Source organism: uncultured Cytophaga sp. (genome assembly GCF_937863595.1).
Classification (GTDB): Bacteria; Bacteroidota; Bacteroidia; order Cytophagales; family Cytophagaceae; genus Cytophaga.
This window is the reverse complement of sequence record NZ_CALMGQ010000129.1, coordinates 1-13,079: the sequence shown is the minus strand read 5'-3', so window position 1 is coordinate 13,079 and position 13,079 is coordinate 1. Positions and strand designations below refer to the sequence as shown.

Annotated in this window: 14 protein-coding genes; 6 read left to right on the top strand and 8 right to left on the bottom strand. The window is 33.9% G+C overall.

What is annotated here, in order from left to right:
* Nucleotides 1-48 precede the first annotated feature (48 nt).
* Nucleotides 49-684 (top strand): winged helix DNA-binding protein, encoded by a 636-nt coding sequence (locus tag Q0543_RS11170; protein WP_299252772.1) that lies wholly within the window; start codon nucleotides 49-51, stop codon nucleotides 682-684.
* Between the two features lie 59 nt (nucleotides 685-743).
* Here the strand turns inward: Q0543_RS11170 and Q0543_RS11165 are convergent, their stop codons facing one another.
* The 5 genes from Q0543_RS11165 to Q0543_RS11145 all read right to left on the bottom strand — a co-directional run bounded on the left by Q0543_RS11165 (nucleotide 744) and on the right by Q0543_RS11145 (nucleotide 4,498).
* Nucleotides 744-1,472 carry a DUF4197 domain-containing protein gene (locus Q0543_RS11165; protein WP_299252770.1) on the bottom strand — a complete coding sequence of 243 codons (729 nt, stop codon included), beginning with the start codon at nucleotides 1,470-1,472 and terminating at the stop codon, nucleotides 744-746.
* Between the two features lie 6 nt (nucleotides 1,473-1,478).
* Nucleotides 1,479-2,003, bottom strand: coding sequence for a DUF4199 domain-containing protein (locus Q0543_RS11160; protein WP_299252767.1), 525 nt, complete (start codon nucleotides 2,001-2,003; stop codon nucleotides 1,479-1,481).
* Nucleotides 1,996-2,829, bottom strand: coding sequence for an ion transporter (locus Q0543_RS11155; RefSeq protein ID WP_299252764.1), 834 nt, complete (start codon nucleotides 2,827-2,829; stop codon nucleotides 1,996-1,998). The genes Q0543_RS11160 and Q0543_RS11155 overlap by 8 nt, the downstream gene beginning before the upstream one ends.
* 18 nt (nucleotides 2,830-2,847) lie before the next feature.
* On the bottom strand, nucleotides 2,848-4,023 hold the full coding sequence (locus Q0543_RS11150; protein WP_299252761.1) for an aminotransferase class V-fold PLP-dependent enzyme: 1,176 nt from the start codon (nucleotides 4,021-4,023) through the stop codon (nucleotides 2,848-2,850).
* A gap of 61 nt (nucleotides 4,024-4,084) precedes the next feature.
* Nucleotides 4,085-4,498, bottom strand: coding sequence for an OsmC family protein (locus Q0543_RS11145; protein ID WP_299252758.1), 414 nt, complete (start codon nucleotides 4,496-4,498; stop codon nucleotides 4,085-4,087).
* 330 nt (nucleotides 4,499-4,828) lie between these two features.
* Between Q0543_RS11145 and Q0543_RS11140 the strand changes: the two genes are divergently transcribed.
* From Q0543_RS11140 to Q0543_RS11120, 5 genes are all read left to right on the top strand, one after another.
* Complete coding sequence (locus Q0543_RS11140) at nucleotides 4,829-6,970, top strand: nitrite/sulfite reductase (RefSeq protein ID WP_299252756.1); 2,142 nt, start codon at nucleotides 4,829-4,831, stop codon at nucleotides 6,968-6,970.
* A gap of 1 nt (nucleotide 6,971) precedes the next feature.
* Nucleotides 6,972-7,730 (top strand): uroporphyrinogen-III C-methyltransferase, encoded by a 759-nt coding sequence (cobA, locus tag Q0543_RS11135; RefSeq protein ID WP_299252753.1) that lies wholly within the window; start codon nucleotides 6,972-6,974, stop codon nucleotides 7,728-7,730.
* 38 nt (nucleotides 7,731-7,768) lie between these two features.
* Nucleotides 7,769-8,392: a bifunctional precorrin-2 dehydrogenase/sirohydrochlorin ferrochelatase gene (locus Q0543_RS11130; RefSeq protein WP_299252752.1), complete on the top strand. Its 624-nt coding sequence runs from the start codon at nucleotides 7,769-7,771 to the stop codon at nucleotides 8,390-8,392.
* Nucleotides 8,393-8,478: 86 nt separating this feature from the next.
* A complete protein-coding gene (locus Q0543_RS11125; RefSeq protein ID WP_299252749.1) occupies nucleotides 8,479-8,796 on the top strand; it encodes a rhodanese-like domain-containing protein in 318 nt (105 codons plus the stop codon).
* Between the two features lie 75 nt (nucleotides 8,797-8,871).
* Nucleotides 8,872-10,113 (top strand): cation:proton antiporter, encoded by a 1,242-nt coding sequence (locus Q0543_RS11120; protein ID WP_299252746.1) that lies wholly within the window; start codon nucleotides 8,872-8,874, stop codon nucleotides 10,111-10,113.
* Between the two features lie 54 nt (nucleotides 10,114-10,167).
* On the opposite strand, the gene Q0543_RS11115 is transcribed toward Q0543_RS11120, so the two are convergent.
* The 3 genes from Q0543_RS11115 to Q0543_RS11105 form a co-directional block, all read right to left on the bottom strand.
* The gene (locus Q0543_RS11115) at nucleotides 10,168-11,631 is read right to left on the bottom strand and encodes a DUF5723 family protein (protein WP_299252743.1); all 1,464 of its coding nucleotides are present in this window, start codon (nucleotides 11,629-11,631) and stop codon (nucleotides 10,168-10,170) included.
* A 45-nt stretch (nucleotides 11,632-11,676) separates the two neighbouring features.
* Entirely contained in the window at nucleotides 11,677-12,393 is a 717-nt protein-coding gene (locus tag Q0543_RS11110) for a VTT domain-containing protein (protein WP_299252740.1), read from the bottom strand.
* Nucleotides 12,394-12,499: 106 nt separating this feature from the next.
* Nucleotides 12,500-12,970, bottom strand: coding sequence for a DUF937 domain-containing protein (locus Q0543_RS11105; RefSeq protein ID WP_299252737.1), 471 nt, complete (start codon nucleotides 12,968-12,970; stop codon nucleotides 12,500-12,502).
* Nucleotides 12,971-13,079: the final 109 nt, after the last annotated feature.

Sequence of the window (13,079 nt, the reverse complement as noted above, 5' to 3'; positions counted from 1 at the left end):
CATTGTAAAATATTTTTAAATGTAACAATATCGTCGTAATATTGAATTATGTCAGATAAGCTCGTTGAATTGGTCAATTTGTGGTACTCTTTTGAAAAGGAGCATCCTAAAGCTGAAATCCATGATTTTTGTAAAGCTTATTTACTTGGCAATAGTAGTAACAAACAAGTTTCGATAAAGTTTACAAAAGAAAACCCAAGGGGTAAAGTTTTGGGTAGGGCGTTGAACAGGTTATCAAAAATGTCTATTTTCTATTCTAGGAAAAATTTAGTAGATCTGGAGTTGAAGACTTTGGATGACTTTGTTTTTTTACAAAAATTAACCGAGCTTGGCACCCTTACAAAAAAGCAACTTATTGATTTACATGTAACAGAGTATACCACAGGTATTGAAATTATAAAACGCCTTATTCAATTGGGTCTAGTAAAAGAAAAAGTGAATATTGAAGATAAACGTGCTACTTCCATATCTACTACGGCAAAGGGAAAAGCGTTTTTACAAAGATGTTATCCATACATGGAACAGATTGGTTCTGTTATTTTTGGTCCTTTGGAAGAGGAAGAAGCATCACAATTAGCGCATACACTTTCGAAGTTAGATGTGATACATACCAATTTATATCATACACAGCGAGATGCTACATTAAGCGAATTGCAAAAAATAATACGGGCTATTGAAAAGTGATTTCAATAGCCCGTATGTAATATGTTTTAGCTTTATGCCTTAAGCTTTGGGCAGGTTTCTTAATTTGAACCAAATACTTTTTTCAATAAATCACTGGTACGTGCAGCAGGATTTTTTCTGATTTTAATTTCTTCTTGAGCTACTTTTATAAATAAGCCTTTTAATGCATTTTCTGTTGTAAAAGCTATTAAATCAGCATTCACTTTTTTGCGCACCAAGGGCAATTTATTGTATGTGTTTGCTAGGTTAGTCCATTGTGAGGCAACCAAGTTATTACCTAATGCTTTTGTAATATGTGGTTTAAATGCAGAATACAACGATTGATATGTTGCCTTTTTTAAATACGAAGTGGCAGCAGTATCTGCGCCTGTTAAAATTGTTGTAGCATCTGTTATTTTCATGTTTGTGATTGCAGATGTGAAAATAGGAGCAGCCTCGACTGCAGCATCTTCAGCGGAACGATTTAGTGAAACAATAAATTTATCTACTTCATTTCCTAAACCCATGCTACGAAGTGTGGATTCCATTTTAGATAATTCAGGTGGAAAAGGAATGCGTACCAAAGCATTTCCATAATATCCGTTCTTTTTATTTAAAGAATCTGCTGCCATTTTTGCACCTTTTGTAAGCGCTTCTTTTAATCCTTTAGCGATATCTTCCTCTGAAAGTCCTACTGCAGAAGTAGCATTTGTTATGCTTTTGGGAATGGTTACATTGCCTATTTTCTGTGCAGAAACCATACTTATAAATGTAAATAAGATGGTTGTTGTGAGAATTAATTTCTTCATAATTTATTATTTTTTAATTTCAGTGAAGGTGTCTTTATTTCTAATAAACAGAGATAAAATTGTTGCGCTAAAGGCTGATATTAGTAAGACCATAATGAAATGGACTTGAGCAAATACAAAGGGGGCCATACTGTTTTTAGTATTTTGGTGTATTTCAGCAATCTCTGTTTCGCTAGGTTTATAAGCTTTTATGTAGGCTTCTGCAGTTAGTTGGTTGTCTAAAATTAAATCCGGAATTAATATGTTGCTCATTTCTAATAAATAGAAAATAACATAAACAAATATTGCAGTAAATACTGAAATGATAACTCCAGAATAGAATGTTTGAGAGAAGTTAATAGAGTTGTCGTAATGTACTTTTCGGATATGCAACATGCCAAAATACAATGGAATAGCAATGATCGATACGGATACAAAAGGTGCTAACATAGGGATTTGCAACATTGTTAATCCGGTAACAGTTATAATTTTTATTGCAGCCACATAAATGACTGCACAGATGAGACTAATGATTGGAATTTTTTTAAGCATTGAATAAATCTTTTCCGTCAATTTTTGCTTGACAATGTGGACATGAATAATGAAAATTTCTTCTGCGTTGATTTTTTATTTGTTCTGTAAAGCCAGATGAAAGTAAAGCGGCAGGTAAAGCAAACATGGCGATACCCAACATAGCGATGCAGGCAGATAATAATTTGCCAAATGTGGTAATTGGAACAATGTCTCCATAACCTACCGTTGTTAAGGTAGACACGCTCCACCACATAGTAGCAGGTATACTTGAAAATGCTTTGGGTTGCACATCATGTTCAATATAATACATCAAACAAGAGGATATAACAAGCAATACAAGAATTGTTGCAAAGTTAATAATTAATTCTTCTTTCTTATCTACAATTACTTGCCAAACTGTATGAACGGCCTGTGAATACCTCCTCAACTTAAAAATACGTAATATTCTGAAAAAACGTAATATACTGATAAAGCGAAGGTCAAATGCTGTAAAAAGTAGGAAATAAAATGGAAGTATAGATAATAAGTCAATGATTGCCATGGGTGTTAGCATGTATTTTAATCTACCCCAAAAAGGCTCCTGGTAACTGCGATGTAGGTTAGAAACCCAAACACGTATAATATATTCTATAGTAAAAAATGCTGCTGATATAAATTCTAAAACGATGAAAAAGGTTTTGTAATCTATAGCAAGGCTTTTTTCGGTCTGAAAAATTACAGCTAAAACATTTAGTAAAACCAATACCACAATTAGATAGTTAACGATACGTGTTAACCAAACTAATTGTGTATTTTTTGAATTGTTTTCGAGAATGGAAGAAAGTGTTGCTTTAATAGTTGCCATTCTCCTGTATAAGTTAGATTATTTTGAGTTTTCTAATGCTTGCTTGATATCTGCAATAATATCGTCTGGATGTTCTAATCCAACTGAAACGCGAATAGATCCTGGTAAAATACCTACTGAAGCTCTATCTATATCGGATAGTTTTGAGTGGGTAGTCGATGCCGGATGTGTTACAATTGTTCTTGTATCTCCTAAGTTAGCAGAATGTGAAGACATTACTGTTGCATCCAAAAATTTCCTACCTCTTTCAACGCCACCTTTTATGATGAATGTTACAATACCACCACCTGCGCGCATTTGTTTTTTGGCCAACTCATATTGCGGATGACTTGGCAAATAAGGATATTTTACTTGTTCTACATCGGGATGTGTTTCTAGAAATTGCGCCAGTTTTAATGCATTTTCACAGTGGCGATCCATGCGCACAGCAAGTGTTTCTAAACTTTTTGAGAATATCCAAGAATTAAATGGTGATAATGCTGGACCGGTGTGGCGGCAGAAGAAACGTACTTGTTTAATTATTTCTTTTGTGCCTAAAATAATACCACCAATTGCACGACCTTGACCATCAATAAATTTTGTTGCAGAATGCGTCACAATGTCGGCCCCTAATTTTATTGGGCATTGCAAATAAGGTGTCGCAAAACAATTGTCAACATTTAAAAGAATATTGTGCTTTTTACATAATGTTGCAAGCCACTCAATATCGATTAAATCCAATGCAGGATTTGAAGGTGTTTCAATCATAACCATTTTTGTATTTGGTTTGATTAAACTTTCCCATATTTCAGGTTGATCAATAGGTGCAAACGTATGTTCAATGCCCCACTTTGGAAAAATTTGAGTTGCAATTTGCAAGCTTGATCCAAAAACCGATTTGCACAATAATAAATGGTCTCCATTATTTAAGAAAGGTGCCATGCTAGAAAAGACAGCAGACATACCAGAAGCAGTAGCAAAGCCATCTTCAGCGCCTTCCATCAAACACATTTTTTCTATAAATTCTGAATTGTTTGGATTTGAAAATCGGGTGTATATATTTCCGCTTACTTCATCCGCAAACATAGCACGTGCTTGTTCTGCATCATCAAAAACAAAACTAGAAGTCATGTATAAAGGAGTACTGTGTTCCCTGTTTTGACTACGCTCTGTTTGTGTACGTATCGCTTGTGTTTCAAAATTGGTATATTCCATCGTTCTTCAGATTCTATGTTATCTATTTCTTAGAATAATTGTTGATTTTATAAATCAACAATTATTCCATTGTAATTTTATACGTGATTGTTGCTGTTTTTTCTAAGGTCTTTGCAACAGAGCAGTATTTATCCATGGACAGCTTTACTGCACGCTCTGCTTTTATTGGATCGATATTCCCTTTAAAAATAAATTCAACTAATATCTCTGTAAATAGGGAAGGAACGGCATCTTTCTCTCGATCTGCATGCAACTTGATTCGAAACCCTTCAGGCTCAATTTTTTGTTTACGCAAAATGCTAAGTACATCAATTCCGCTGCAGCCACCAAGACCCATTATTAATAATTCCATTGGTCGCGGACCTTTGTTCTCTCCGCCTATTGCTGGAGATGCATCGATAGAAATACTGTTGCCTTGTTCATTTTTAGCTTCAAAATGGTAGGCATTATTTAATAAGTTTAATTCTATTTCCATATTTGTAGAACTCAGATTTTAGACATTTAATCTATTCATGTAGTTGTTTAATTTTGCTGTTTTGTATCGAATAATCCCAATATTATTTTACAAATGAATTATAAAGCAAAATATAGTTTTTGACTACAACATAGATAGATACTGTTTATTTGTTATTTCTATAAATAACAAAATAATATTTGCTATTACTGTATTTATCACTGTAAAATTAAAATAAAATTTTGATAATGTCTATATTTATAAAATATTTATTAAATTTGATGTCTAAACTTTCTTTTGATATCAAATCGCAAAGGAGTCTCTTTCAAAACACGAAAATTCACAAAAATCATGAATAGTAATACCCTAAATACATCCGATTTTAATTTTGCACCTCAGGTTTCTCTTGCTGCTCAAGAAGACATTCTTGAGTTAAGTTCAAAAATAAAAGGATTTAGAGCGAATATTATCGATTCTGAAAAGTTTCGTTCGTTTAGATTGACGCGTGGTGTATATGGACAACGTCAAGAAGGAGTTCAGATGGTCCGAATTAAATTACCCTACGGTAAAGTTACTGCAGATCAAATTATTCGAATCGCAGATATTTCTGATAAATATGGCTCAAGTAATTTACATTTGACTACCCGTCAAGATATACAATTGCATTACGTTAAGTTAGATAACACTGCTTTTGTTTGGAATGATTTAGAAGAAGTGGGTATCACCATGCGTGGTGCTTGTGGGAATGCAGTTAGAAATATTACCGCATCTTACACAGCAGGAGTAGATCCTAAGGAACCATTTGATGTATCTGCTTATGCGCATAATTTATTTGAATATTTTTTACGTAATCCAATCTGTCAAGATATGGGTCGTAAATTCAAAATTTCATTTTCAACTTCTGAAGAAGATACAGCTTTCGGTTTTATTCATGATTTAGGTTTTATACCACGGGTTAAAATTTTAGATGGGAAAGAAGTTCGTGGATTCAAAGTACTTGTAGGTGGCGGATTAGGCGCACAACCCTTTATAGCGCAATTAGTAAATGAATTCTTAGAAGAAGACCAATTGATTCCATTTACTACGGCTGTGATCCGAGTATTTGATCGCTATGGCGAGCGTACCAAGCGTCATAAGGCACGTATGAAATACTTAGTTAATGGTATTGGTGTTAAAGCTTTTTTAGAATTGGTTGAAAAAGAACGTAACGCGATTAAAGATAAAACATATAAAATTGATCGCTCATTAGTGGATGAAATGATCCTTCCTGTTGTTCATTCATTTGTGGAAGCTACTCCTGTAGATGCTATTAAGTTTGAAAGGTTTGTTAAATCAAATGTATTTGAACAAAAGCAAAAAGGATATTTTGGAGTTCAATTAAAACAACACTTAGGTGATTTAGCAAGTGATAAGGCACGTGTATTTGCTGCAATTGTAAAAAAATATGCATCGGAAGACATTCGTATAACTGTGAACCAAGGTTGGTTATTGAAGTTTGTGAAAAAAGAAGCGCTTCCAGGTTTGTTTAATGAATTAAATGAAATTGGCTTGGCTGAACCTGGTTTTGATAGTACGGCAGATATCACTGCTTGTCCAGGAACAGATACGTGTAACTTAGGGATATCTAGTAGTACAGGACTTTCTGTTGAATTGGAAAAAATGTTGTTGGAAGAATTTCCAGATACCGTTTTCAATAAAAATATTAAAATCAAAATTAGTGGTTGCATGAATGCTTGCGGTCAACATACGATTGGTAACATTGGCTTCCATGGTATGTCGATTAAAAAAGGTGTAAATGTTTTACCCGCTATGCAAGTTATGCTAGGCGGTGGATTGGAACCTGACGGTACAGGTACAATTGCAGATAAAGTATTGAAATTACCAACAAGACGTTGTGTTGAAGCGGTACGTGTTATTTTGAATGATTACGATTTAAATGCTACAGAAGGCGAATATTTTAATGATTATTACCGCAGACAAATAGCCGTAGACAAAATGTATTTCTACAAACTATTAAAACCATTGTCTGATTTGGAAACATTAACTGCGGAAGATTATATTGATTTGGGCCACGAAGAGCAATATGTTACGGAAGTTGGTGTTGGGGAATGTGCTGGCGTTATGATTGATTTAGTAGCTACGCTTATTATTGATACAGAAGAAAAATTTGCATGGGCAAAACGTTTGCAATCAAAAGAATCTTTTGGAGATGCTATTTATGCTGCTTATGCAGCAGCTGTATGTGGCGCTAAAGCAATTTTGACAGGCGAAGGTGTTTCTTGTAATACTCAAATAGGCATCATGAATGATTTTGATAAACATTTAGTTGCTACAAATAAATTCTCATTTACATCGGGTACGTTTGCAGAAAATGTATTACGCGTAAGTGAAATTGAACCAACTAAAGAATTTGCAGATACGTATATTTCATTTGTAGAATCTTTTATAGCTCAAATAAAAGCATTTAGAGCAAAAGCACTTGTTACGGCATAATATGCAGAAAGCAAAAGTAACATTGGTTGGTGCTGGTCCTGGCGATCCTGAGTTAATAACGTTGAAAGGGATGCGGGCTTTATCATCTGCTGATGTAGTCTTGTATGATGCTTTAATACACGATGAAATTTTAAGCTTTGCACCCATTACCGCAATAATGGTCTTTGTAGGAAAAAAGAAAGGTATATGTCAATTCCCACAAGATCAAATTAATGTATTATTAGTTGAATATGCTCTGAAACATGGCCATGTTGTGCGTTTGAAAGGTGGCGATCCATTCATCTTTGGAAGAGGTCATGAAGAATTAGTCTACGTTGAATCCTTCAATATAGAGACCGAAGTTATACCAGGAATTTCAAGCAGTATAGCTGTTCCAGAATTGCAACGTATCCCGTTAACACGCCGTGGAATTAACGATAGTTTTTGGGTACTAACTGGTACAACTCGTGACCATCAACTTTCCGCAGATATTCAGCTAGCTGCAAAATCAAATGCAACAGTTGTTGTATTGATGGGAATGTCAAAGCTTAGCGAAATTGTACAGTTATTTATACATGAAGGCAAGTCAGAAATGCCTGTTGCCATTATTCATAATGGTACCATGCCAGACGAACAATTTGTACTCGGAGTTGTTTCCACTATTGTACAAGATGTTGCCGCGTCGGGTATATCTTCGCCTGCTGTTATTGTGATTGGCGAAGTAGTGCGATTGCATCCCGATTTTGTGAAACATAAAGTAAAAGAAATTATTGGTTCTTGAAATACCACGCACAATTGTAGTTAACATAGAATTAAACTATGGATGCAGAAAATAACATATTAAATACGAATAAAAACGGGAAAGGGAATGAACTCTTTCCTGTTTTTTTTAGAATGGATAAACTGAAAGTACTTGTTGTTGGAGGAGGCCTTGTTGGTACTGAAAAAATAGGTGCAATTTTAAAGAATAGTCCTGCTGCTACAATCCATGTTGTTGCACCTGAAATAAGTAAAGAGATTGTTGATTGGTCTGTTCAATATTCTGGATTAACGTTAAATTATAAAGAATACAATCAAACAGATTTAATTGACATGGACTTGGTTGTAGCAGCCACGTGTATTCGTCCGTTAAATGCACAAGTTCAATTAGATGCAAAAAATGGTGGTGTACTCATTAATGTGGCAGATACTCCGGAACTTTGTGATTTCTATTTGGGTTCTATTGTTCAGAAAGGTGATTTAAAAATTGCCATTTCTACGAATGGGCAATCGCCAACATTTGCTAAGCGGATGCGTGAATTATTAGAAGAGGCTTTGCCTGATAGTATTGATGACATTTTGCAACAATTAAATGACATTCGAAATAAGCTGAAGGGTGATTTTGAATATAAAGTCAAAAAAATGGATGAGATTACCAAAGCTATGAAAGAAGAGCAGAAATGATGCTTCGTTCATGAAAAAATAATATTGACTTCATTCAAATAGCTAAAGAAATACAGTAAATTTGATATTAAATATATTACAGAATTATGAAAGAGATAAGCGTAACAGAACTTAAGGCATTGATCGATTCAGGTGCGGATATACAATTAATAGATGTACGCGAACCTGCTGAATTTGAATCTGCCCAAATCGGTGGTGAATTAATTCCACTTGGAACGATACCTCAAAACGTAGATAAAATTTCTAAAGATAAACAAGTAATTGTGCATTGCCGCAGTGGCAAGCGTAGTGCAAATGCAATTACGTTTTTAGAGAGCAATTTTGGATATGAAAATTTGTATAATCTAGAAGGCGGTATTATTGCTTGGAGAGATGAAATAGATGAAGATTTAGACGTGATGTAAATCATAAAATAGCTTGTTCATTGAACAAGCTATTTTTCTATTATATCAAAGGAGCTATATAATTGTTGGGGATTTATGAATCATGTATTGGAGCCAATTGCAGAGCTTCCTTTTTTTGTAGTATTATTATTGTTGTTAGCTTTTGCTCGGGTAATGGGAGAGCTAATGGAACGCATTGGTCAGCCTGCCATGATGGGCGAAATTTTAGCAGGTATATTATTAGGCCCATCGGTATTAAATATCATACACGTTAATTCAGAATTGAATGTGTTTTCACAATTAGGTGTATTTATGCTTGTGATCATTGCAGGTATGGAAATTAATGTTGTAAACATTATTGAGGGATTAAAGGGACGGAATTTATTTATATCGCTTGCTGGTTTTTTTGTCCCACTTTTTTCAGGGTTACTTGTTGGATATGCCTTTGATTTAGAAATAGTAGAAACCTTATTTATAAGCTTATGTATTTCCATAACAGCACTCCCTATTAGTGTTCGGATATTGATGGATTTAGGGAAACTCCATACGGATATAGGAAACAAAATCGTTTCTGCAGCTATTTTTAATGATGTGGTTGCTCTATCAATACTGGGTATTTTAATGGATGGAATTAAATCCTCTGGTAAAGATTACAATCAAATTTCATTAAGTAACATTGGCATTTCCGTAGGCTTTACCTTACTGAAATTGATAGCTTTTATTTTATTGGTATATATATCTTTCCGAATCGTAGATCGTTTGTCTCAAAAGAAAAATTATACTAAAATGAAAATTGATCGAATGGTTGGGACATTAAAAAGTAAAGAATCCTTATTTGCCATTATTTTCGTTTTTATTTTAGCATTTGCGAGTGTTTCGGAAGCCGTTGGTTTGCACTTTGTAATTGGCGCATTTTTCGGAGCGATGTTATTGAGCAATGAATTGTTAGGTAAAGAAAATTTTAAAATAGTTGAAAAAAGTGTTTCTACAATTGCTATGGGATTCTTAGTTCCTATATTTCTTGCAACGGTGGGTTTGCAATTCCAAATGGATACACTTTATAATATTCCATTTTTAGTGGTTATTATTTTTGTGTCTTTTGCAAGTAAAATTGTAGGTGGTTATTTGGGAAGTACGTTTGCAGGCTATAATCACAACGATGCATTAACAATTGGTGTGGGATTAAATGCACGAGGAATAATGGAGTTGGTGATTGCAGATATAGCTTTAAAAGCAGGTTTTATAAACCATGGTACGTTTTCTATTTTAGTTTTGATTGGTATCGTAACAACGTTTGCAACTCCATTTCTGTTAAAAAAAATATGGAAGGAAACTTAAAAAAGAAATTAGAATAGAACGTGTCTTCTACGCTCTATTCTAATTTATATAAAATTACATTCTAAATCTTATCCCGCACAAGCCTGCTGAATAAAGTGGGCTTTTTCCATTAAAGTCCACGATGCTTATGATATCACGCGTTGCTAGGCTAATTTCCCAATTACCCGTTTCTCCCATTATAAATGTTGCTCCCAATGGCACGCAAACATGGGTTGCATAACCATTAATATTATTTGCAAAATTGCCTCCAATAGAAACACCAGATGAAAGTTTAATCCAGTTCTTTAACTGTACATCTCCACCCAAAGCATATATTGCTTTATTGATATTTCCAGCTTCTTTATTAAGAGGTACAATAATGTCACCACCTATTTCTAGTTTCTTTTGAAATAAGCTTAAGCTAGCACCTAGGCGGAGTGTTGTTGGAAGGTTTACCTTAAATGAATTACTTGGGGTCCAATTAATGGATTTCTTTAAGGCATCGCCCGTACTATTGTCATATTTTAATCCATGAATCGTATCTTCTTGAATAGTTGATGTGTTTCGGGTATACTTAACACTACCTACATTCAATAATGAAACTCCTATTTTTAACTTGTCATAAATTTCTGTTGTAACGCCAAGATCAAAACCATACCCTTGACCTTGTGGACTAATATAACTGTTCTTTTGGTTGGAATTGGGAAGATTAAGTGATTCAGATACTGAAGAGAACAAAGGATTCTCAGCTACCTTACCTGTAATAACACCGTTATCAGACTGTGCATTCATGTAATAATATCCCATTACATATTTTACACCTACACCCACACTTACATTAAAAACTTCATTTCTGAAAATTTCTTTACCATAAGCAACATTGATTGTTCTGTAATAATGTGCTTTAATACTTGTACCATTAAAAATCTGTCCAGGGGTAAAGCCTTTTGTAGATATAGCCGAATCAATACCAATATTTTGATAATTGTTGTATTGGCTTGGATCATTTGTAACAGTAGTGTTATTAGTTAATTTTAATTGATTAAAATAGGTTGTAGATAATCCACCAGTAAAAGCCATATCTGTAAAGTTTTGTGACATGTTGGCATTGCTTCGAACAACATCATTTATGCTGAAAGCCAGTCCGCCAAACTTATCAGATTGGTAAGCTGCTCCCAATAACATAACATCAATATTCAATGAGATATTATTTTGTGCAAAGATGTTTGAAGCGTTCACTTTATTGTCTACACTTAAGCTTTTTCCAGAAAAAAGATAGTTTTTCATTTGGCTTTTTGTAACACCTTTTGCAAAGCCAGATATGTTGGTTTCTAAAAGGCCAAAGGTAAAATGTTTTGTTTCATATTTGGTACGTAAACCCAAATTTGCAGGGTTAATACCTATACTGTGGTAATCTGTAACAAAAGTTGTTGCAACACCAGCACGAGCTGTTGCTGAAACAACGCTGCCTTCAGCTTGACCGAATGCTGCGTAAATCCCCGTTAAAAATAGGGAGAATAAAAGTAGAAGTTTTTTCATTTATAGATTTGTTTGAAGTATAAATTAATTATTAATAGGATACGTTTATTCGTTTATAATTTTATCTTTTTGTTTCATGACTAAATAATATAAAAGACCAAAAAGAGCAAAAGATAAAATTAAGAATCCGATTTTTTGAGCTTTGTATACAGGATCATCATCTATATTTATGATAGAACTAATTTGTGAGCCTGTATATACCATCGCTAGCGTGCGTATTCCAATTCCAATAAAGCCCATTCCTAAATAATTTTTCAATGGAACAGATAAATACGAGCATAAAATATTTGTAACAGTAAAAGGTAAGATGGGCGTTAAACGCATTACAAAAACCATCAGATTTACACGTTGATTTAACTTTACGATAAAATTATACGCAACTTCATTTGTCTTAATCCAAGTCATAATGGTGCCTTTGTCAAATACATTTGCTAAAAAATATCCTAAAAGAGACCCCACACTAAACATGATTAGTAATACAGGAAAGCTGATCCATCCAAAAAGGTACCCACAAACAACCGATAGTAGAGTGGTAGATGTGATTGAAAAGCTAGATGTGAAGAATAATACGATACCTAAGATTAGAATAGTACTTTGTTCCCAATCTTTAATACTGTCAATATGGGTGGCAAACAAGGCAATGATTACCAAATTAGAAATAATTGGCAAGATGTACATTGCAATTAAAAATAAGGCAGATAATTTTACCCGCAATGTGCTATTGAAAAGTAATTCCTTTAGATAATTTCCTGAAGATTCCATTTTTAAAATTTAACAACAAATATAACACTCAATTTGATACCTTTAAAACAAAAAGGTCTGAATAGTTACCTATTCAGACCTTTGAATTAGATTAAAGAAGTAATTTTTAGAATAATTTCCCTAAACCACCCAATAAATCACTTCCTTTATCTTTCCCCCCTAGTATATTTCCTAGTGAACTCCCAATATCACCAAAGCCTAATTGAGAAACTAAATCTGTTGCAGATGAAGCTGTGCCTGTTTCTGAACTCGAAAATTTGGACATAATAAATGGAATTACAAGTCCTGAAATTTTAGTAGCCATAGATTGGTCCATACCTAACTTACTTGCTAATGAAGCAACAAAGTTATTGGATAAAGAGGATATCATGGAGTTTGATTGTGAACCTGCAGCATTGCCATTAAACATACTCATGATAGTATCAAGTCCACCACTCGTTGCTTCATTTTTTAAGCTATCCGTTACCGTGTCTTTTGCAACATTAAATACGCCACTTACCTTATCTGAAGGAACGCCGATTTGTTGAAGCTGAGGCGCCAACTGTTGTTGAGCCATTTGAATAAGTTGATCTAACATATGTTTTTTTAATTTTGAATTATGAATTTTGAATTATGAATTATGAATTGTGAATCAATGTCGTTTAGTTAAGCGGATTTATAGCTAGAATTTGGATTAAATTTAAGAA